This window comes from Thalassospira sp. CH_XMU1420-2, from assembly GCF_037029325.1.
GTDB classification, from domain to species: domain Bacteria; phylum Pseudomonadota; class Alphaproteobacteria; order Rhodospirillales; family Thalassospiraceae; genus Thalassospira; species Thalassospira povalilytica.
Genome location: NZ_JAYMEG010000004.1, coordinates 152,540 through 175,053 on the forward strand (window position 1 = coordinate 152,540; position 22,514 = coordinate 175,053).

General features: G+C 53.9%; 17 protein-coding genes. 13 read left to right on the top strand and 4 right to left on the bottom strand.

Going from position 1 to position 22,514, the window contains the following annotated elements; all coding sequences use genetic code 11:
* Position 1: 1 nt before the first annotated feature.
* Positions 2-1,300 carry an L-rhamnose catabolism isomerase gene (gene rhaI / locus WA429_RS14470; RefSeq protein ID WP_287464682.1) on the bottom strand — a complete coding sequence of 433 codons (1,299 nt, stop codon included), beginning with the start codon at positions 1,298-1,300 and terminating at the stop codon, positions 2-4.
* A gap of 40 nt (positions 1,301-1,340) precedes the next feature.
* Positions 1,341-3,443, bottom strand: a complete 2,103-nt coding sequence (locus WA429_RS14475; RefSeq protein ID WP_287464684.1) for a bifunctional rhamnulose-1-phosphate aldolase/short-chain dehydrogenase — start codon at positions 3,441-3,443, stop codon at positions 1,341-1,343.
* A gap of 218 nt (positions 3,444-3,661) precedes the next feature.
* Between WA429_RS14475 and WA429_RS14480 the strand changes: the two genes are divergently transcribed.
* The 7 genes from WA429_RS14480 (at position 3,662) to WA429_RS14510 (ending at position 10,915) form a co-directional block, all read left to right on the top strand.
* Positions 3,662-4,468 (top strand): DeoR/GlpR family DNA-binding transcription regulator, encoded by an 807-nt coding sequence (locus tag WA429_RS14480; protein WP_206926370.1) that lies wholly within the window; start codon positions 3,662-3,664, stop codon positions 4,466-4,468.
* 70 nt (positions 4,469-4,538) lie between these two features.
* On the top strand, positions 4,539-5,525 hold the full coding sequence (gene rhaS / locus WA429_RS14485) for a rhamnose ABC transporter substrate-binding protein (protein ID WP_206926369.1): 987 nt from the start codon (positions 4,539-4,541) through the stop codon (positions 5,523-5,525).
* Between the two features lie 149 nt (positions 5,526-5,674).
* Positions 5,675-7,162 (top strand): sugar ABC transporter ATP-binding protein, encoded by a 1,488-nt coding sequence (locus WA429_RS14490; protein ID WP_287464687.1) that lies wholly within the window; start codon positions 5,675-5,677, stop codon positions 7,160-7,162.
* Position 7,163: 1 nt separating this feature from the next.
* On the top strand, positions 7,164-8,156 hold the full coding sequence (locus WA429_RS14495) for an ABC transporter permease (RefSeq protein WP_287464688.1): 993 nt from the start codon (positions 7,164-7,166) through the stop codon (positions 8,154-8,156).
* A 26-nt stretch (positions 8,157-8,182) separates the two neighbouring features.
* Positions 8,183-9,199: an ABC transporter permease gene (locus WA429_RS14500; protein WP_287464689.1), complete on the top strand. Its 1,017-nt coding sequence runs from the start codon at positions 8,183-8,185 to the stop codon at positions 9,197-9,199.
* Between the two features lie 4 nt (positions 9,200-9,203).
* On the top strand, positions 9,204-9,518 hold the full coding sequence (gene rhaM / locus WA429_RS14505) for an L-rhamnose mutarotase (RefSeq protein WP_228194990.1): 315 nt from the start codon (positions 9,204-9,206) through the stop codon (positions 9,516-9,518).
* Positions 9,515-10,915: an FGGY-family carbohydrate kinase gene (locus WA429_RS14510; protein WP_287464691.1), complete on the top strand. Its 1,401-nt coding sequence runs from the start codon at positions 9,515-9,517 to the stop codon at positions 10,913-10,915. The genes rhaM and WA429_RS14510 overlap by 4 nt, the downstream gene beginning before the upstream one ends.
* Before the next feature lie 843 nt (positions 10,916-11,758).
* Here WA429_RS14510 and WA429_RS14515 read toward each other — a convergent pair.
* Positions 11,759-12,982: a glycosyltransferase gene (locus WA429_RS14515; protein WP_287464692.1), complete on the bottom strand. Its 1,224-nt coding sequence runs from the start codon at positions 12,980-12,982 to the stop codon at positions 11,759-11,761.
* A complete protein-coding gene (locus WA429_RS14520) occupies positions 12,979-13,479 on the bottom strand; it encodes a MarR family winged helix-turn-helix transcriptional regulator (protein WP_114112240.1) in 501 nt (166 codons plus the stop codon). Before WA429_RS14520 ends, WA429_RS14515 begins: the two co-directional genes overlap by 4 nt.
* Before the next feature lie 326 nt (positions 13,480-13,805).
* On the opposite strand from WA429_RS14520, the gene WA429_RS14525 reads away from it, so the two are divergent.
* The 6 genes from WA429_RS14525 to WA429_RS14550 all read left to right on the top strand — a co-directional run bounded on the left by WA429_RS14525 (position 13,806) and on the right by WA429_RS14550 (position 22,510).
* On the top strand, positions 13,806-15,596 hold the full coding sequence (locus WA429_RS14525; protein ID WP_101246855.1) for a type I secretion system permease/ATPase: 1,791 nt from the start codon (positions 13,806-13,808) through the stop codon (positions 15,594-15,596).
* The gene (locus tag WA429_RS14530) at positions 15,593-16,975 is read left to right on the top strand and encodes an HlyD family type I secretion periplasmic adaptor subunit (protein WP_287464693.1); all 1,383 of its coding nucleotides are present in this window, start codon (positions 15,593-15,595) and stop codon (positions 16,973-16,975) included. Before WA429_RS14525 ends, WA429_RS14530 begins: the two co-directional genes overlap by 4 nt.
* Before the next feature lie 328 nt (positions 16,976-17,303).
* A complete protein-coding gene (locus WA429_RS14535) occupies positions 17,304-18,098 on the top strand; it encodes a calcium-binding protein (protein ID WP_101246857.1) in 795 nt (264 codons plus the stop codon).
* A gap of 70 nt (positions 18,099-18,168) precedes the next feature.
* Positions 18,169-20,406: a glycosyltransferase family 2 protein gene (locus WA429_RS14540; protein ID WP_287464694.1), complete on the top strand. Its 2,238-nt coding sequence runs from the start codon at positions 18,169-18,171 to the stop codon at positions 20,404-20,406.
* Positions 20,403-21,248: a class I SAM-dependent methyltransferase gene (locus WA429_RS14545; protein WP_287464695.1), complete on the top strand. Its 846-nt coding sequence runs from the start codon at positions 20,403-20,405 to the stop codon at positions 21,246-21,248. The genes WA429_RS14540 and WA429_RS14545 overlap by 4 nt, the downstream gene beginning before the upstream one ends.
* Complete coding sequence (locus tag WA429_RS14550) at positions 21,245-22,510, top strand: glycosyltransferase family 4 protein (RefSeq protein ID WP_287464697.1); 1,266 nt, start codon at positions 21,245-21,247, stop codon at positions 22,508-22,510. The genes WA429_RS14545 and WA429_RS14550 overlap by 4 nt, the downstream gene beginning before the upstream one ends.
* Positions 22,511-22,514: the final 4 nt, after the last annotated feature.

Here is a 22,514-nt window from a genome sequence, read left to right on the forward strand (position 1 = left end):
CTTATACTATTCCACCACCACTGCTGCGACTGGCCGGGCGTTGTTCGCCAACAGCGTTTCGATAACCAGCTTTACGATAGGCAATAACCGGATCAATTGCTCCGCCAGCGCGCTGGCGCGCCATGGCAAGGATTGGCGACACATCCGTATTGTATGCGGCCTTGAGTGTGCGGTTTGCCATCAGCACATCATTTTCGTCCTGATAGCCTTCAAGCGCATCACGGTCGACCAGCAATGCCTGCACATAGGCCCGCTGGACTTCAGCCGCACTCGAAATCAGGCTTTCGATTGGATCTGTGACATTGTGGGATTGATCAAGCATGTAGGCCGGATCGAATTTTTCCGGCGCGCGACGCTCTGCCTCAACCAGTTCATTGAAGACAAGGAACAGCTGGTAAGGGTTGATTGATCCGCTATCGAGGTCGTCATCACCGTATTTGCTGTCATTGAAATGGAAGCCGCCAAGCTTACCGAACTGAAACAGCCGGGCGACGATCATTTCGATATTCACATTCGGTGCGTGATGACCAAGATCGACAAGGCAGGATGCCTTCGGCCCAAGTTCGGTCGCGGCGAGATAGTTGCTCCCCCAATCCTGAATGACCGTCGAATAAAATGCAGGCTCGAAAATCTTGTGCTCGATGAACAGCTTCCAGTCATCGGGCACCCCGGCATAAACGGCCTTCATCGCATCAAGATAGCGTTCAAAACTTCGTGTAAAGCTTTGCTGCCCCGGGAAGTTCGTGCCATCCCCGATCCAGACAGTTAGCGCCTTTGAGCCAAGCTTCTGACCAATTTCAATACATTCAATGTTATGGGCAACTGCCTGTTCACGCACCGCAGCTTCAGAATGACTGAGGCTGCCGAACTTGTATGATTGACCTTGATCATCCTGGTCCTGAAACGTGTTGGAATTCATCGCATCAAAGCCGAGGCCATACCCGACCGCGACATCGCGCAGTTCACCGAGATCATCGACCTTGTCCCAAGGGATATGTAGCGACACTGTCGGCGTCGCACGGCCCAACTGCTGAATGACGGCGCAATCGGCAAGCTTTTCAAAGATGTTGCGCGGCTCGCCCACACCGGGGAAACGCGCAAAACGCGTCCCCCCGGTCCCGACACCCCAGGACGGGATTGCGACCGAAAAGTCCCGGGCTGCCGTAGTCAGTTTTTCGATATCAAGGCCACGGCGGGCAAGCTGTTCACCCAGCGCGGTGTAATCTGAATCCAATGCCGAAATACGGGCATCGTTATGTTCGGCAATCAGGTCTGCCGAAATCGGGGCTTGTGAAGCCATGGGTTCCTCCCCGGGTTGTTGTAACCAACCCCTGATTTGTTTAGCGGGTGAATGACGGTGCGTGACCGGCATCAACATTGACCACGTTGCCCGTAGATTTTGCAGCATTGTCAGAGGCAAGGAAATAGATCGCCTCGGCAATGTCTTCTGGCAGAACATTCAGCTTGAGCATGCTGCGCTGACGGTAATGCTCTTCAAGTTGATCGGGGTCCATGTCATAGGCCTTGGCGCGCTGTTCGCGCCATTCACCGGACCAGATTTTTGATCCGCGCAGAACAGCATCCGGGTTGACCACATTGACACGAATGCCGAACGGTGCGCCTTCAAGCGCAAGGCAACGAGCCAGCTGGATTTCAGATGCCTTTGCCGTGCAATAGGCCGAGGCCCCCGGCGATGCCACAAGCCCGTTTTTGGAGGCGACAAACACCATGCTTGCAGGACGTTTTTGCAGCTTCATGATCTTGAAGGCTTCACGCGCCACAAGGAAATACCCGGTCGAAAGGATATCCATATTGCGCTGCCAGACTTCCAGACTGGTTTCATCAATTGGCGCTGCTGACGAAATCCCAGCATTCGAAACCAGAATATCGATCCCGCCAAACTCGGCACAGCTGTCATGCATCAGTTTGATGACTGAGTCTTCGCTCGTCACATTTACCGGAAGACCACGAACCTGATCCTTGCCAAATACAGATTGCAAATCGGCGACGGCTTCGCTCAGTGCAGCTTCATCGATATCGCATGCAACAACACAAGCACCTTCCTGTAACAGACGCCCGCAGGTTGCCTTCCCGATGCCACCTGCGCCGCCTGTCACGACGGCTACGCGACCGGCAAGACTTTTGGGCTTGGGCATGCGTTGCAGCTTGGCCTCTTCCAGCAACCAGTATTCGATATCGAATGCTTCCTGCTCATCTAGCCCCATATAGCTGCTGACGGTGTCAGCACCGCGCATGACATTGATCGCATTGACGTAAAACTCGCCAGCAATACGTGCCGTTGCCTTATCCTTGGCAAAAGACAGCATCCCGACACCCGGGATCAGGTAGATCACCGGATTGGGGTCGCGCATGGCCGGGCTGTTATCGTGTTTGCAGCGCTCGTAGTACCTTTTGTAATCTTCACGATAGGCAGCAAAGGCTTCGGCCAGTCCTTCGATGACGGCATCCAGATCCGGATTTGCCGGATCGAAATCGATAATGATCGGACGGATCTTGGTGCGCAGGAAGTGGTCGGGGCAAGACGTTCCAAGACTTGCAAGTTCTTCAAGCTTGTTGGAATTGACGAATTGCAATACGGCATCGCTGTCATTGAAATGACCGATCTTGCGTTCACCGGCATCAATAAAGCTGCGAATGCGTGGCATCAAAGTTGACGCAATCGCCCGACGTTGAGCAGGCTCGAGGCTGTTATGGCGTTCGCCACCGAAGATTTCAGCATCTGCCGTTTTGCTATCGAACCAGGCTATTGCTTTGTTAATGATTTCAACTGTCGTGTTGTAGCATTCCTCGGCACTATCACCCCAGGTGAACAGGCCATGACTTTCAAGAACAACGCCCTTGCTGTTCGGATTGTCGTTGAAAGATTGCTCAAGCATCAGGCCAAGCTGATAGCCTGGACGTTTCCACGGCAGCCAACCGATATCATCGCCATAGATTTCCTGGGTGATCGCACGGCTGTCTTTTGAGGCAGCAATTGCAATCACGGCATCAGGATGCATGTGATCGACATGCGGCTTGTTGATATAGGCATGAAGCGGCGTGTCGATACTTGCCGCGCGCGGATTGAGATTAAAGGTGCAATGGGGCAGATAGCCGACCATTTCATCTTCAAACTCTTCACCGCGATACAGCCCCTTAAGCGCACGGAGCTTGTCCATATAAAGGGTCGAGAAACCATCAAGCTTCATGCTGCCGACGTCGCCGCCAGACCCTTTTACCCAAAGCACTTCGACTTCATCCCCGCCAAGCGGATCTTTCTGCCAGACTTTGGCTGACGTGTTGCCACCGCCGAAATTGGTGATGCGCAAATCAGAACCAAGCAGGTTGGACCGATACAGAAGACGCTCAGGCTCACTCAGGCCTGCGGCGTGCTCCGCGTCCCATTTGTTTGGAAGAAGAATCTCAGAAGGAACAGATGACATGATCCGATAACCTATCGCTTGGACGTTACACATGGCGGTCTGCTATGAATGCTTTTGCCGCCTCCCATTTTTTTCAAGCAACTAAACCGGATTTCAATCACAGTCAATCATAAACGATCATTTTCTTTCAATATTGCGTTGCAATATGATTGTTTGTGACATTTTTTGTTTGACAATGATTGAATTTGCGCGAATATCAGGCCAACGGAGAGCCAATAATGCATGAACGCGAACGACACAGATTGATCCTGCGTGCCGTCGGGGAGCACCCGGTTGTTACGGTTGCCCAGCTTGTTGATATGCTGGACGTATCCGAAGCAACCATCCGCCGCGACATCGCCGCACTTGACGAAGACAACAAGCTTCGCCGGGTCCGTGGCGGCGCAGAAGCTATCAACCCGGTCACGAGCAAACAGTTGCTCGGGCGCCCGTTTTTTGTGACAAAAACGCTCAATGTCGCTCAAAAAGCTGCAATTGCCGCCAAGGCCGTGGAGCTTTGCGAAGAAGGCGACTCCATCATTATTCATGGTGGTTCGACCACCTATCAGATGGCTCCGCTACTAAAATCAAAGAAAATGCAGGTCCTGACCAACTCGTTCCCGCTTGCCGACTATCTGATCGAGCACAGCCAGAACAGCGTGGTCGTTCCAGGCGGAACCATCTATCGCGAACAGAACATTATCCTCAGCCCGTTTGAAAGCGATGTGATCCACAACTTCTATGCCTCCAAGGCATTCGTGGGTGCACAGGGCATCAATTCGATGGGCCTGATGGAAAGCGATCCCATGATCATCCAGTCGGAACAACGCCTGATTGCGCAGGCCGAAAAATTGGTGGTGATGATCGACAGTACGAAATTCACCCAGCGCAGCAACATGTTCCTGTGCCGGTTGGACAATATCGACACCCTGATCACTGACAACGGGATTCGCGATGAAGACCGCGACATGATCGAGCGCGCCAACATCAATCTTGTCATCGTTTCAGCAAAACAGGAAGACGACCAGAATACGGCAAGCGCATAGCCCAAAGGGACAAAAAGAGCCCGGCGCCTGTCAGACAAAAAGCAATAAAAACCAATCATGGAGGAACGTTATGAAATTCAGAAAGTCTCTGATGGCAGCCGCCATTTTTGCCATGGGCATGGCATCCGTAACCGCACAAGCCGCCGACCCGGTCCGTGTCGGACTTGTTGTCAAATCACTCGGCAATGGCTTCTTTGAAGCAGCCCGTGATGGGGCGATGGAAGCAGCCAAGGAAATCGGCAATGCCGAAGTCATCTATACCGGCCCGACTTCCACCACCGCCGAAGGACAGATCGAAAGCATCAATGCATTGATGGCACAGCGCGTTGACGCAATTGCCGTTTCTGCAAACGATCCGGACGCGCTTGCGCCGATCCTTAAGCGCGCGATGGATCGTGGCATCAAGGTTATTTCCTGGGATAGCGGTGTTGCAGATGACGCGCGCATCGTTCATCTGAACCCATCAAGCAACCCGCTGATTGGTGCAATGTGCATCAAGCTTGCCGCCGATGTTGCCGGTGATGCAGGCGGCGAAATCGCAATTCTTTCGGCAACCCCGACTTCGACCAACCAGAACATCTGGATCGACGAGATGAAAAAGGTGCTGCCTGATTACAGCCAGCTGAAACTTGTCGACACTGTCTATGGTGACGACCTTGCCGATAAATCCTATCGCGAAACCGTTGCGCTGTTGAAAAAATACCCGGACCTTAAAGTGATTGTTGCGCCGACTTCAGTGGGCATTGTTGCAGCAGCACAGGCTGTTGAAGACCAGGGCAAAGTCGGTGAAATCTTTGTCACCGGTCTTGGCCTTCCGTCTGAACTTGCCGGTCATGTTGACGCCGGGTCCGTCAAAAGTTTTGCGATCTGGAACCCGATTGATCTTGGCTATTCGGCCATGATGATTGCTTATCAGCTTACCCAGGGTGATGAGCACATGATGATCGAAGCCGGTCGCATGGGGACCATCACTTTTGACAAAGACGGGAATGGCGCAATGTCCGATCCGTTCGTTTATGACGCGTCGAATGTGCACAAGTTCGCCGACATCTTCTAAGCGACACCACGGAACTGGCGGAAACCCTTTACTCCCTGAGACGGTTTCCGCCACTCTTTTTCCCGATTTCATCAACTTCAGCGGGCGACACGTTTTACGTGCAGTGCCTGAAGTGGAATTTCCGTCTCCGAATTGAAGGCTTGATAAGCATGAACAGGCCTGTGCTTGAACTGCGCAATATTTCCAAGACATTCCCGGGGGTGAAGGCACTTGATGGTGTCGAGCTTCAACTTTATCCCGGACAGGTCACAGCCCTTATCGGCGAGAATGGCGCAGGTAAATCTACCCTGGTCAAGGTTCTGACCGGGATTTACACCCCGGATGGGGGCGAGATCCTTATTGATGATGCGCCCGTCAAGATGCAGGCCGCGACAGATGCAAAACGTTACGGCATTTCTGCAATCCATCAGGAAGCAGTGATGTTTGACGAACTCACTGTCACCCAGAACATTTTTATCAACAACCAGAACAGGAACGCGTTTGGCCTGCTTGATTGGCCCTTGATGCGTAAACGCGCCCAGACGCTTCTTGAATATCTGGATGTCAATATCGACCCCGATCTGCCGCTGCGCGAACTAAGCGTTGCGCATAAGCATCTGGTGTCTTTTGCCAGTGCGCTCTCGATCAATTCCAGCATCGTCATCATGGACGAGCCGACGGCATCACTTTCACACCATGAAATCCAGGAACTCTATCGGCTTGTCCGCCGCCTTCGTGACGAAGGAAAGGCGATCCTTTTCATCAGCCACAAGTTCGATGAAATCTTCGAAATCTGCGATCGCTACACGGTCTTCCGTGACGGCCAGTTTGTCGGTTCTGGCGAAATCAGGGATGTGACACAGGATGACCTGGTCGCAATGATGGTCGGTCGAACAGTCAAACAAATCTATCCGAAAATCGAAGCCGAGATCGGCGAAACTGTAATGTCGGTCGAAGGCCTGTCGCATCCCACCGAGTTTGCCGATATCAATTTCCATCTGCGCCGTGGCGAAATTCTTGGCTTTTACGGGTTGGTCGGTGCCGGGCGCAGTGAAGTGATGCAGGCCCTGTTCGGGCTGACACCCACCTCGGCCGGGTCGATGAGGCTTAATGACAAACCGTTCAATCCTCGCACACCCGGTGATGCCGTTGATCAGGGATTGGTATATGTGCCCGAAGATCGCCAGCATCAGGGGGCAATCCTGACACTGCCGATCTTCCAGAATATCACCCTGCCGCAACTTGGCGGTCTGTCGCGATCCGGCTTTATCGATATGGCACGCGAATATGATGTTGCCCGCCAATATGCCACACGCCTTCAGCTCAAGGCGGCAAGCCTGTCGGAAAATGTTGAAAACCTGTCCGGCGGCAATCAACAAAAGGTCATTATCGGCAAATGGCTGGCAACAAACCCGAATGTCATCATTGTCGATGAACCAACAAAGGGCATCGACATCGGTTCAAAAGCGGCCGTCCACAAGTTCATGGGCGAACTGGTCGCACAGGGACTTTCGGTGATTATGGTTTCGTCAGAGCTTCCGGAAGTCATGGGCATGTCAGATCGCATCATCGTCATGCATGAAGGACGCATTGCCGCACGATTTGACCGCGAAAGCATGTCGGCCGAAGCCATCGTTACTGCCGCGACAGGAGCCTGAAATGAAACACACCACCCTGATCGGCAAAATGGTCTCGCATCGTGAATGGCTGCTTGGCGCCATCATTATTCTGATGCTTGCCGGCGTCGGTTATAGCGCACCATTTTTCGTCAGCCCCGGTAATCTGGCCGAGGCCTTTGACGATACGGCCATCCTGATCATGCTGGCTTGCGCGCAGATGCTGGTCATCCTGACCCGCTGCATTGATCTTTCGGTTGCATCAAACCTTGCTCTAACTGGCATGGCCGTGGCCCTGTTCAATGTCACCTATCCCGATACGCCTGCGATCGTGACGCTTCTGATGTCGATTGGCATCGGGGTCATTCTGGGTGCCTTTAACGGGATTCTGGTTTGGCTTGTCGGCATTCCGTCTATCGTTGTCACACTTGGCACCATGAGCGTTTATCGCGGCTTTGTTTTCCTCCTCAGTGGCGGGGAATGGGTCAATGCCCATGAAATGACGCCACAATTTCTGGCCCTGCCACGTGCCACTTTCCTTGATCTGACAGTGCTTTCATGGATTGCCATCGCGCTGACGCTGGTGATGTATGTCTTTACCCGTTTCACCAAGACCGGACTTTCGATTTTCGCTGTTGGCGGCAACCCGAAAGCAGCCGTCTATAGCGGCCTTGATGTTGGCAAACACCAGTTCATCACATTTTGCATTTCCGGCGCCGTTGCGGGCATGTGCGGATATTTGTGGGTTTCACGCTATGCGGTTGCCTATGTGGAAGTCGCCCTTGCCTTTGAACTTCAGGTCGTTGCCGCTTGTGTCATCGGCGGGATCAGTATCGCCGGGGGTATCGGTTCGATCTGGGGCGCGGCACTTGGCGCCATTTTCCTTGGCCTGATCAAGAATGCGCTGCCCGTGATTGGTATCTCGCCGTTCTGGCAACTCGCGATTTCCGGCCTGGTAATTGTTCTGGCCGTGATCATCAATTCACGCAGTGAAAAGCGTGGTGGCCGACGTATCCTTCGCGAGGCCCACCAATGATCAACGAAGAAACCTTGAAGCAGCCCATGACCAAAGAAATATCACGAGAGCTGCCAGACAGCCTCAACGGTGATTTGCGCAGCAAATTGATGCGCTGGGAAACCCTATTAATGGTGTTTGTCGCGATTGCGTTTTTCACCAACATGCAGCTATCCCCGTATTTCCTTGATCCGTGGAGCTTGTCGGACGCAACATTCAACTTCACCGAAAAGGCGATCATTGCACTGCCTATGGCGCTGCTGATTATCGCCCGCGACATTGATCTCTCCGTTGCATCAACTATTGCATTGGCATCCGTCGCAATGGGCTTTGCCAATAGCATGGGTGCTGGTCCGATCGAACTTGCCATGATCGGCATGGCGGTTGGGGCAGTCGCCGGCTTTGTAAATGGCTGGATCATCACCAAGTTCGACATACCGGCAATTGTTGTGACCATTGGAACCATGAGCCTGTATCGCGGCATTGCCTATATCGTTCTGGGCGATGATGTATATCGCAGCTACCCATCCGATTTTGCCTTCTTCGGTCAGGGCTATGTATGGGGGGTGCTGTCGTTTGAATTCGTTCTGTTCCTGTGCCTTGCCGTTGTGTTTGGAATTTTGCTGCATAAAACCACCTTCGGGAGACGGGTTTACGCGATTGGTAATAACCCGACAGCTGCCCTCTTTTCCGGGATCAATGTCAAACGCCATCGATTGTTCCTGTTTACCCTAGTTGGGCTTTTTGCCGGGGTTGCAGCCGTTCTTCTGACATCGCGCATCGGTTCAACCCGCCCGTCAATCGCAATGGGTTGGGAGCTGGAAGTCATAACGATGGTGGTTCTTGGCGGGGTCAACATTATGGGGGGAGCTGGCAGCATCGTCGGCGTATTCATCGCTGTTTTCCTGATGGGCCTTGTCACCTTTGGCATGGGGCTGATGAATGTGCCGGGCATTGTGATGTCGATCTTTACCGGCCTGCTTTTGATCCTTGTGATTGGCACACCGATCATCTGGCGCCGCATCTTGAGCGCACGTAAATTACGATCACAAAAGCAGGGCTAGCATCATGGAAAAGATCGCCTTCAAAATGATGCTGAACCCGGGCCAGGCTAGCGAATACAAGAAGCGGCATGATGAAATCTGGCCTGAGTTGTCCGAACTTCTGCGAACGGCAGGAATTTCGGATTACAGCATCTTTCTTGATGAAGAAACCAACATCCTTTTTGCTGTTCTACGCCGTACCAAGGACCACGGTATGGATGAGTTGCCCGAACACGAAATCATGCAGCGCTGGTGGGCTTTCATGGGCGACATCATGGCTACCAACGATGATGGCAGCCCTGTCGTTGTTCCGTTGAAAGAAGTGTTCTATCTGCCATGACAGATGCGCGCGCCATTGCCGTCATTGATATTGGCAAAACCAATGCAAAGCTGGTGGTGTGGGACGCCAATACCCATGCCATCCTGTTTGAAACAAGCTGCCCAAATCGTTCAATTGATGGTCCGCCTTATCGCCATCTTGATGTCGAAGGTCTATGGGTCTTCTATAAAGCCTCGCTGAAAGATGCGGCAGGCCAAACCTTGATCGGGCGGATCGTCGTAACGACTCATGGTGCCACGGTCACGGTCCTGGCAGGGGATGAGCTTGCTCTGCCGGTTGTGGACTACGAAAACACCTATGCCCCGGAAATCAATCATGCCTATGACAGCGCCCGTGATGATTTCGCCGATAGCCAAAGTCCCTGCTTACCTGCCGGGCTGAACTTCGGACGGCAGATATTTGCACTTGAACAAACCTTTCCCGAAGAAATGGCGCGTGCCACAGACTTTCTACCTTATCCGCAATATTGGGCATGGCGGTTGTCTGGTATTAAAGCCTGCGAGGTCACATCGCTTGGCTGTCATTCCGATCTATGGAACCCGTATCACGCCGATTGGAGCCAGCTTGCCAAAGCCCGCGGATGGGCCGGAAAGTTCGCGCCCATGCGTGGGGCAAGTGATGTCTTGGGCAATATCCTGCCGGAAATCGCTGCCGAAACCGGCTTGCCACCCGATTGCGAGATCCATTGTGGCATTCATGACAGCAATGCGTCGCTAGTGCCCTTGATTACCAAGGTCGAGCAACCGTTTTCACTTGTATCATCAGGTACTTGGACAATCTGTTTCTCGGTTGGTGGAGACGCGCGACCACAGCTTGACGAACATCGCGATACCCTGTGCAATGTCGATCTGAATGGCAATGTCGTGCCCAGTGCAAGGTTCATGGGCGGGCGTGAATATGCATTTCTGGCTGAAGGTCATACAGATAATCCGGATCTCTCTGATATCAAACTTTTGATCGCGTCAGAATGCTTGGCGATACCTTCATTTGCTGAAGTAGGGGGACCTTTTGGTTATCACTCGGGGCATCTGATTAACAAAGCTGCACTGCGAACTGAGCGCGACAAGGTTGCTCTTGCAACAATTTACTGCGCATTGATGATTGATTATGCCCTCGAAATGATAAGCAGTGAAGGGCCGGTGATTTTTGAGGGGCCCTTTGCGACCAACACAGCCATGTGTCAGTTGCTTGCAAGCCTCCGGACAGATCAGCAGATTTTTGCTTCAAAGGACAGCTCCGGAACCAGCTATGGCGCTGCCATATTGACAGGTCGGATGCATCAGCATCAATCACATGCTGCAGCCCGAATAGACCCGATCGCGGATACAGGTATTCTTGCCTACAAGAATTTGTGGCGGCACAAACTTTTGATGATCGATAAAAATCATAAGCATTGAAAGATGGGTCGTATCAGTATGGACGGGTTTGATGACCCTTCAACAAATTGGCCGCCGGAGCCTCAAAGCCTAAATTTGGAATCTGTGACACATAAAATTATAACGAGCAGAGCAAGCTCAAATGAATGCTATGAATTAGCTTGGCTCGTATTTAACCGCTGAGATTTGCTGCATCTCGGCGTCTGGTTAAGTTAAAATCCCCCGACATCCCCCCATGCTTAGCCTGCAGTTCTTAGGAGCTCAGTGATGCGCCTCTTGGGGGAGTGTTTTTTGCCAAAATCACGAGCTTTTAGGTTTTGACTGATTCGTGAAGTTTATTCACGCCATCATGTGAGCCGAATATGGTGAATAATCGGCTCACGAGGGAATGTTGTGATGGGCAGATGGAACTGGCAATACAGCGACTGGCCCAACTTCACTCGGGATCGGCAGCAGACCCAAGTCCGCTTACCTTGTGCTTATCATAAACAGGAATACCTGGTCGGTCCGGCTACCTCCCGAGTGAAGAGCTGCCCAGAGGCAAGTGCTCTGCTTTGATATCCAACTCTTTTGACAAGCTATGTGAAAACCTCGCTTCGCATTAATTAGGGGCGTGGCAGTGCTGCAAGTTCGATAGGATATACTCGACAGCTCAAGTCGGGATGCTGGCAATGTGGCGTCAAAGGAATCAGTGACACCTGTTGCATCTACCACATTTGAAACGCCCGAAATATCGATGCCTGTCGCCTGACTATCTTTCAGGAAATGCTAGTGGTCTCTGCTATTTACAACCACTACCTTGCGCCCACTAAGATGGCGATATCACGCTACTGTTTCTGCGCTGGTGCATCCCCGAAAGATCAGTCACATTCGCGGCCTTGCACTCGGCCCCATGTCGGCGGAGACCATGCGTTCAAGCAGGCTGGTTTGTTTGTCGAGGCACAGTTCAAGGTCAAAGTGATCGATAATCGTTTTGCGGGCCTGTCCACGCATTCGGCCCAGATCATTTTGTCGGGTCAGGCAGAAGGCCATCTTTTCGGCTAGTGTCTCGCTGTCCCAAAAATCGGTAAAAAATCCGTTTTGTCCATCGCGGATCACCTCCTGACAGGGGCCGGTGTCAGAGGCAATGACAGGGGCCCCGCATGCCATCGCTTCGAGCATCGACCAGGACAGCACAAACGGATATGTCAGATAAATATGGGCCGAGCTGATCTGATACATGCGGATCAGCTGGTCATGCGGGATCTGGCCAAGAAAATGAATGCGCGACCGATCGATCCCGGTTTCGTCTAACATGACATCACGCCATTTCCGGCCATCGGCGCGTGGCTGTCCGTAACTGATCCCGTCCCCGCCGGCGACGACAAAAACAGCATCGGGGTTTTCTTTCGCAAGCTTGGCAGCCGCCCGCATGAACGTGGGAAAGCCGCGATATGGTTCAAGGTCGCGCGCGACATAGGTAATGACCTGATCGCCAGTGCCAAGCACCCTTCCATCGGGAAGCGTTAGCTCGGCGTTCGGGTTCGGGCGGCATCGACGGGTATCGACACCTTCATGGCAGATACCGATCTTGTGGTGATAGGCCACAGGAAAAGCCGATTTCTGCCAGCGTGTCGGGCTGATCGCCGCATCAAGCTGGTCAAGGGTGGCCAACTGTGCGGCATTTCGCAGACGAAGCTGGGTCCGCTTGGCCAGTGTTATGTCTTCATCAGGCGCAAAACCGACGTCACGTCCTGTCGCGTGATAGTAATGTTCGCAATACCCGATCAGGGGTGTTTCGGGCAGGACATCACGGGCAAACATCATACTGCCCCAGCCAATGTGACCGTAAACGATGTCCGGTATGCCTTCCTCACGCACAAGGCTATCAAGCGTTTTGGCAGCCTTCAGGCCCACTTCCTGATGATATTGGGCAAAGGGCATGGCCGGTGGCGGTGGGGTGGTTGGTTGGCGCAGTGTCCGGATGCCGGGCAGTCGCACATTCATGGCTTCACACAGAAACGATACCTGCCATCCGGCATTGGCCAGATGACAGGCAAGATGTACAAACTGTCCAGGTCCATGACGATGAACGAGGACAATTTTCATCTTCTGTTTCGTGCCTCCTGAACAGCGACGGACCCGTTGACGGGAACACCCCCGTACCTGAGAGTCTGTGTCCAGAATTCTTCCAGCCTGCGCAAGGTACGCAACGCTGTTTCCATTTCCTGCTGGTCTTCAAGATTGCTGGTCAGGGCGTCGTGATATTCCTCGTGGAGTTCATGCAATGCCTGACAAAGTTCATGACCCTTTGCCGTCAGTTTCAGACGTGCAGATCGCCTGTCGCGTGCCATGACCTGTCGTTCGACATAGCCAGATTCAGCAAGCTGTTTGAGATTATAAGACGCGTTTGAACCCATATAGTGGCCGCGATCCAAAAGATCGCGCACCGAGAGTTCGTCTTCGCCAATGTTAAAAAGCAGCGCCACTTGCGCCGGGCTGATGTCATCCTTTCCGAGTCGGATAAGATCTACCCGTAACAAATCCGCAAACCGCCGATATATCCGCTCGACGGTATTTGCCAGTTCAAGATGCGTGACGGTCATAACTTTCGATCCGTTATCTGGTCCCAAGCGAGAGTTGATGCCAGGGAGGTTTTCCCGGGCACAATTTTCGTGTTGGGGAAGATAACAAGACGTTGTTCTTGAACAATTTTCCAGAACGCCTTTTACTTCCCACAGTTTGCTCGTTGTTCAGAAGTAATTCCAAAGTATTTTTATTTTTGAATTACTTCCATTGTTAATGTTTTTACATTGTCCAATCGTCAACATGAGATCGACATATTTGATTTTATTGTAGATCATCATGTCATCGCAACTATGTGATTAGATTGCGGAAAAACTATGACTTTTGCTTAATTGGATGATTTTCGATGCAATTTGGCCGTAAAAAGCTGGCAAAACATGCCGCTTCCAAGGATGCACGACCAGAACTTGATGCAAGGTCCGTCATTCGTGAAGCCCGATTCACCTTTGTTCGCGGATTGGGCTGGGCCGGCGTAATGAGCGGCTTCATCAATATCCTTCAACTGACCGTGCCGCTTTTCATGCTGCAGGTCCATGATCGCGTGATCAACAGCCAAAGCACCGACACGCTGATCCTGTTATTGGTGATCGCGATCGGGGCCATCATCCTGTATGGCATTCTTGATTTCCTGCGCGCGCTTGTGTTTCAGGAAATGGCAAAGTCACTTTTGCGTCGCCTGAACCTGCCTGCGATTTCGGCGGCCATGCGGGTGGCCCTTGAAAAAGGGTCCCTGCACGGAACCCAGGTGCTGCGGGACCTGTCCGATTTGCGTAACTTCATCACCGGTACCACCATCGCCGCCCCGCTTGAGGCCATCTGGTCGCCGATCTTCCTGTTCGTGATGTTTGCACTGCATCCCTATTACGGGATTGCCGGTCTGGTGGCGGTCTTGACCCTGATCGGGCTGAGCCTGTTGGGGGACCTGATGGTTCGTCAGGTCACCAAGGAAGGAACCGACGCCAATCTGCGCAATATCGGTGATATCGGATCGACCGTCTCGAATGCCGAGGTGATCGAAGCAATGGGCATGATGCCTGCCTTGGCCCTGCGCTGGCGGCAGGCCCAAATCCATGCGAGCGAGCTGCTTGATGTCGGCAATATGCGCAGCAAGGGGATGTATTCCGTCACGCGTTCAGCCCGCTTTGGAATGCAAATCATCGTGCTGGCCATGGGCGCCTATCTTGTCATTCTGGGCGAAACCACACCGGGTGCGATGATCGGCGGCACGGTGATTATGGGACGGCTGTTGTTGCCGTTCGACAATGTCACGCGTGATTGGCGGGCCTGGGTCGGGGCATTTTCATCCTGGAAGCGCATCCGATCGATGCTCGAAGAAAGCCAGTCTGAACGTGAAATCAAACCCACTCCGCGCTCCGAAGGCCCGCTGATTGTTGATAATCTGGTTTATGCTGCACCGGGATCAAATGTGCCGGTTCTGCGCGGAATCAGTTTCGAGCTCGCCCCGGGTGACATCCTTGGTGTTGTCGGGCCATCGGCGGCGGGCAAATCGACCCTGTCACGGTTGCTGGTTGGCGCGTCAAAGCCTGCAAATGGCGGTGTCTATCTTGACGGGCATAATGCCTATTTGTGGGAACGTGGATCGTTTGGCGACATGGTTGGCTATTTGCCGCAATCGGTGTCGCTTTTGAATGGCACCATTCGCGACAATATCAGTCGCATGCGTGACGCCAACCCCCGCAAGGTGATCGAGGCCGCCCGTGCGGCGGGTGTTCATGAAATGATCGGGCGGTTGCCGCTGGGCTATGACACGCCGATTGGTGCCGGGCGCCATACGCTATCGGGTGGGCAGCAACAGCGCATTGCATTGGCGCGCGCACTTTATGGCTGGCCGCGGCTTCTGGTTCTTGATGAACCCAATGCCAACCTTGATGCCGAAGGCGAAGCATCCCTGATCCGTGCTGTACGTCAGGCCGCGGATTCCGGGGCCATGGTGGTTCTGATCGCCCATCGTCAAAGCATCATGCAATACGCGACCAAGCTTTTGGTGATGCAGGACGGGCGGGTCAAACAGTTTGGCGAACGAACAGACGTGATCCGCAATCTTTCCAATGAAAATGACGACATCAAAAGCCTGCCTTCGGTCAAACGTAAGCAGGAAAACGGAGGTGCGGCATGAACCGTGTCATTAACCTTGATGAAGGCGGGGCAACGATCCCGGCCGAGGAGCCCCAGGTCGCCTGGCACCAGATCCTGTCCGAAGAACGCGAAGCATCACGTCAAAGCCTGCGCAAGCCGATCATGGCCGGTCTCGCCGTTATCATTCTGGGATTTGGCGGTTTTCTGACCTGGGGTTTTACCGCCGAGCTTGATAGTGCGGCTGTGGCGACAGGCTCGGTGATTGTCGATTCCAAAAAGAAGGTCGTTAATCACTATGAAGGCGGCATCCTGAAAAAGCTTCTGGTCGAAGAAGGCGAGAAAGTCAAAGCAGGTCAGGTATTGGCGCTTCTGGATGGAACGCGCAGTGAGGCCGAACTGGGGCAGTTGCGGGGTGAGCGTTATGGCCTGATGGCAAAGCTTGCGCGATTGCGCGCCGAGCAGCGTGGTCTGCAAAACATCACTTTTCCGCAGGAACTGACGGCCAGTGCGGATGATTATGTCGACGACATCCTGCGTGACGAGGAACGCCTGTTTGCCAAACGTAACGAGGTCTATGCAGCCAAACGCGATGCCCAGGCCAAACAGATCGATCAATTCGAAGCCGAAGCCCAGGCGCTCGATTCGCAAATCAAAGCCCGTACCCGTCAGGAAAAGCTTGTCGCCGAGCAGCTGAAAGGGATCCGTGAGCTGGCCGAGAAGGGCTTTGCCACCCGAACCCAACTGGTCGAGATTGAAAACAACTGGTCGGATCTGGTCGGCGATATGGGCGAATTCAAGGCCCAAAAAGCCGCCGCACAGCAGCAAAAGGCCGAAGCCGAGATCAATCTGGCTTCAATCGAAATGGAATGGCAAAGCGATATTGCGACCGAAATTCAGGAAGCCCAGCTTGCGCTGAATGATGTCACCCAACGCATGCGCGCCAGCACGGACGTCCTGAACCGGCTTGAGGTAAAAGCACCCCAGGCAGGAACGGTCGCCAACATTCAGATCAGAACGCCGGGCGGTGTGATCAGTCCGGCTGAACCGATCATGGATATCATCCCCGAAGATGAACCATTGGTGATCGAAGCACGCATCAACCGACAGGACATCGACTCGGTTCAAGTCGGCTCAAAGGCGCAAATACGACTGACCGCCTATAGTCAGCGCCGATTAGCTCCCCTGAATGGCGAGGTACGCTATGTCGCGCCCGACCAAACCGTCGATGAACAGCGCGATGCGTCCTATTACATCGTGCGTGCGGCCATCGATCCGGCGGAACTTGCCCGGCATGAAGATATCAAACTGCGCCCGGGCATGCCTGCGAACATTCTGGTTTTGAAAACACCGCGCAAGGCAATCGATTATCTGGTCGATCCGATCGTTCAGAGCATGGACAAGGCCTTCCGAGAAGAGTGATTCCTCCCCGCGTGATGCGGAACTGGGGTCAATCCGGCAGAAAACCGGGATTGACCCTTTTCTTTGCAAGTATAGATCAAATTTTGAATTAAATAATAAGTAAAATAAAAACAGTATTTATCGAATATATGCAATCAATATCGAAGTAAGTCATAATGTTGACAAAATAAAATCACAACAATACCCTCCAGTAGATAAGTAAAAAAATGTAGGGTTTTCTGAGTGGCCGTTATCCGCGGGGCTCAGACCGCCCTGAGGGAACGGCCATCCTCTCGCGAGGGAAATATCCCCGCGATGTCATTAATGTTGGGACACGAAGGAGGATTACATGGCAACTCTCGAAGGCGGCGCCTTTGATGATGCGCTTCTCGGATCTCGTTTCAGTGACGTCATCTTTGGACGTGGCGGAGACGACACAATCTTCGGACAAGGTGATGACGACGTTCTGTTCGGCGAAGAAGGCGATGATGCCTTGTTCGGCGGATCAGGCGACGATGTCGCCATTGGTGGCGAAGGTGATGATCTTCTGTTTGGTGGGTCGGGCGTCGATGCACTGATCGGAGGTGCCGGGAGCGACCTGCTGTCAGGTGGCTCTGGCGATGACGTTCTGTCAGGTGGATCGGGTGACGATATCATGCTTGGCGGATCAGGTGACGATGTGCTCGACGGCGGTTCTGGCGATGACGTCATGATCGGCGGCGGTGGCGACGATATCATGCTCGGCGGTGCCGGTGATGATGTCATGCTTGGCGGTTCTGGAAACGATGTTCTCCAGGGTGGTGAAGGTGACGACGTTCTCTTGGGCGGTGCCGGGGATGATGTCCTCGAAGGCGGTGCAGGGGACGATGTTCTGTCCGGCGGTTCCGGCGCAGACACCTTTGTCTTCTCCGGGGGTGGCGGCAACGATGTCGTGCTCGACTTCCAGGCTGGCGAGGACATGCTTTCCATTAGCAGCAATATCAACGACACCGGCATTGAAACCGCCGATGACGTTGCTGCACGTGCAACGCAAGTTGGCGCCAATACTGTCATCGACCTTGGGAATGGTGATTCCATTACCCTGAACAATGTCGATGCAGAAGACATCCAGGACGATCCGGACAGCTTCTTTAGCGTTCAGTAATCCAATATGGGCGTCCGCAGCTTCGGCTGCGGGCTACCCGTCCTGATCTTCAAGTAAGTGAAAGAATGTCATGCTTGAATTTGCCTCGTCCGATGCAGTGCGGACGACCGGCGAAGCGCCCGGTGTTTGCCTGCTGAACCCTGATACGTTGTTGTTGAGTTGGGATACACCCACCCGTTTGTGGGAAGTTCCCAAGCTTGAAACGATTGATGGTGCTGCGATTTCGCCGCAGGCTACTTTGCGTCTGCCGCTCGACGGGGGCGGCACCCGATTGCTGCGCGTCATCCGCCGTCCGGTGGATGAACCGGTCACAATTCTGGCCGAGGCCGGAACGCTGGGCCGCAAGGACGAGATCACAATTGACCCCGATGGCGATTTTGAATTTGCCAGTGCATCAACGCTTTTGAACGGTGTGACACCCGCCGGTCGGCTTTCATTGGTGTCGACACTTTTGGGGATGTGGGCAAGCCTGTTCCGGTTGCGGTTGTCCAAAAGCTACAACAATTTCCTGCGTCAGCTCGTCGCGGCGATTGTCGACCGGCCAAAGCCGGCCAAAGCTGTCGCAAAACTGTCCGATGAAAAGATATTGCTGGCCACCGCGTTGCCTGATGCCTTTAACGATATCGAGGCGGTGTTCATTGTTGCCCCGTCGGGTTTCAGGCGTCTGACACAGCTTCCCCATATCAGCCGGACCGGACCGCGCGGTCAAAAGATTGCCTATATGATTGCGGATCGGGCAAGCACCGAAACAGGGGCTTATCTGGTTGTTACCGGCATGCGCACTCTTGCTGTGCGTCATTTGCCCGATGCATCAGGCCTGCCATCGCTGGCCCGCTGGTGGCAAAAGCAGGGCAAATCGGACGCCGATCTGCGCGAATATATCATTGGTACGCTCGCACGTGCTGACATGAAGTCCAGCAAGGCCGCGATTGAATTCCAGCTCCGCTGTCCGCTTTCAAGCCAGCGCGTGTCGGGTGGCGGATCGCTTCCAAGTGGCGAGGTTGATCTTGCGGTCACAACGGCACGCGGCACCCTGATTGGCGGCTGGTATCGCGATCCGGTCGATATGATTGCCAGCATAGATCTTCTCGACAGCAACGGTATCGCCCATCCGTTCGGGGATGGATTTTATCGATATCATGGCAATGTACAGGATGATGACCGGACAGTTCCGGCGACCGGCTTTGTCGGGTTCTATCAGGGTATCCAAAGCCCGGTGCCGATCCTTCAACCCAGAAGCCTGATGCGCCTGAAATCGGGTAACCGGCATCTGATGGTTCCGCCCGCCCAGCCGATCGACCCCGCCGAGGCGCGCGCGCGCATTCTGCGCGCTGTGCCCCCACAACACCTGACCGCAGACATTATCGAAAACTGCCTTGCACCTGTGATTGGGGATCTGCAGCAAAAACTGATGGGCTCGGTCAAGGTTGACCGGGTGATTGAGATCGGCACCCCGCACGACGACCCGGATGTTTCGATCATTGTGCCGCTCTATCGTGTTCTGGGCTTCTTGCGTGCGCAGGTCGGGGCGTTTGCCTGTGATGACTGGGTCGCCAGATATTGTGAATTGGTCTTTGTGCTTGATTCCCCGGAACAGGCCGAAGAATGCGAACATTTGCTGCGCGGTCTGCATATTCTCTATGGCATTCCGATGCGCCTGGTGGTGATGACGCGCAATGGCGGGTATGCCCGGGCTTGCAATGCCGGCGCAGAACAGGCGCACGGGCATTTTCTGGCCATGCTCAATTCTGATGTCATCCCCCATACGCCCGGCTGGGCGCAAGGCATGGCCGCCAAACTGGGCGGTGCTGATGAAGTCGCGGTCGTCGGTCCGAAACTCCTGTTTGAAGATGGCTCGATCCAGCATGCCGGGATGTATTTTGCCCGCAATGAAAGCGGCAAATGGCTGAACTACCACTATCACAAAGGCATGCCCGACCAGTTCAAGGATGCCAATATCGAACGCTCGGTCCCTGGTGTCACCGGTGCCTGCATGATGATCCATAGTGATGCCTTTGAAGCGGTCGGTGGCTTCACCGAGGATTATGTAATTGGCGACTACGAAGACAGCGATCTTTGCCTGAAAATTCGCAAGGCCGATTTCGACATCAAATACGTCCCCGATGTCAGCCTCTATCACTTCGAACGCAAATCCATTTCCACCCATGTTGATTACATGCGCGGCGTGGCTGCCGAATATAACGCCTGGCTGCATGCTGCGCGCTGGGGGGATGCGCTCGAAGACATTCACACCAACGGTGTGCCGCAATACCGATCGCAAAAAACCACTGACGGAGAAGCGGCATGAGCCAGGTTCTTGCATTGTCTGAACACCAATCCCCGCTGACATCCGATTTTGGCGAAACCCATCTTGCCTGGTTGTGCCAGCAAATCATTTCCAACCGTTTTCTTCCGGTTCCCCCCGAAGAAGACGTCTTTGTCGGCGATGGCGATTATCGGGTCATCGGCGCGGAATTCCTTGATCATTTTGTCCGCATGGGCGGGCTTAAAACCACTGACGATGTTCTTGATATCGGTTGCGGTATCGGCCGCATTGCCGTCCCGTTGACACAGTTCCTGAACCCCGAAAAGGCGATTTATCGTGGTCTGGATCCTGTGCGCAACGGCATTGAATGGTGCAAGCGCGCCATCACGCCGGCCTATCCGAATTTCCGGTTTGAATGTGCCGACATCAGGAACGCACTTTACAACCCGGAAGGCGAAATCAGCGGGCGCGGCATACGATTGCCTTTTCAGGACGGAACATTCGATTTCACCGCAATGATCTCGGTGGCAACCCACCTGCCGCCAGACGAAATCGAAGCCTATTGTTCCGAGGTCTTTCGTGTGCTGCGCCCGGGCGGGCGGCTGTTTCTGACCGCCTTTGTCATGTGCGCGGACGATGATCCGTCTCATCCGGACCGCGATGCCCGCCTCAAGGCATTCGAAAAGGCCGACGGTCAGCCCTGCTGGCATCTGCGTGGCGAAAATCCGATGGCCGCCGTCGGGTTTGACGATGCCTTTCTTGATGATGCCCTGACGACTGCCGGCTTTGACATCCATACCAAAAGCTTTGGCGCATGGCGCGGCAAGGCAGCCGCCCATTATCAGGATTTCCTGATTGCCCGGAAACCACGGAGGAACGCATGAACCCGCGGATAATGGTGCTTGCCCACAATCACCCCGATCTGCATCCGGGGGGCACGGAAATTTTCGCTCATGACCTGTTTCATGCCTACAAACGTGCGGAATGCGAAGCGCTGTTCATCGGGGCGACCAACGATGTTCATCGCGAACGCCGCCCGGGCACAAGTTTTCAGGCCATCAATGATGCTGGTGATGAAATGCTGTTTTGGGCGGGGCATTTTGATCGCTTCAACATGTCCCAGACCGATCTTTATGCGGTGGCCCCGGATTTCACACGTCTTTTGAAAAGCTGGGCCCCGGATGTGGTGCATATCCATCATCTGGTGCTGTGGGGCATCGAATTGCCAATGCTGATCCGCCGTGTTCTGCCGAACTGTCGGATTGTCATGACCCTGCATGACTATTATCAGATCTGCCCGAATGATGGTCTGATGATCCATCGCGGGACCAGAAACCGCTATGCCAAGGCCGACGCCACCGGACGTTTGTCCGGGCTTGATGGGTTTACACCCGATCAGCATGCGATGCGCGCGGTCAATCTGCGCAACCATTTGCGCGTGGTGGATCATTTTGTCTCGCCCAGCGAATTCCTGCGTGATCGTTATATCGACTGGGGCATCGAGCCAGACAGAATCTCGGTGATCAATAATGGTCGCCCGACTGTCCCGGCCGCGCCCAAACGCGATATCGGCGCTGCCGGAATGCCCAATGTCTTTGGCTATTTCGGCAATCTCAACCCCTGGAAGGGGGCGGATGTTCTGCTTGAAGCCGGTCGGATACTTTCGGAAAGCCAGGTCGATTTCAATCTGCGCATCCATGGTGCTGCTCTTTATCAGACCGACCAGTTTACCGATCGCATTACCGATCTGTTCGAACAAAGCGGCCCGCAGGTGAGCCACATCGGCGCCTATCAGCGCGAAGATATTCCCGATCTGATGGCGCGGGTCGACTGGGTCGTTGTGCCGTCGATCTGGTGGGAAAATGCGCCACTGGTCATTCAGGAAGCCTTCCAGCATGGACGTCCGGTGATCACCAGTTCCATCGGCGGCATGGCCGAAATGGTTCGCGATGGCCATGACGGTATCCATGTGCGCCCCGATGACCCGGCCGAGCTGGCCCGCGTCATGAAAGACTGCGCAACCAATCCGAAACTCTGGAAAAAACTGTCGGGCCATGTCCGGGCGCCGGCCGGGATTGATGATGTGGCGCAGGAATATCTGGCGATGATCCGCCGCATGGTTCGCCCTGATTTTGTTGCCGCCTGACGTT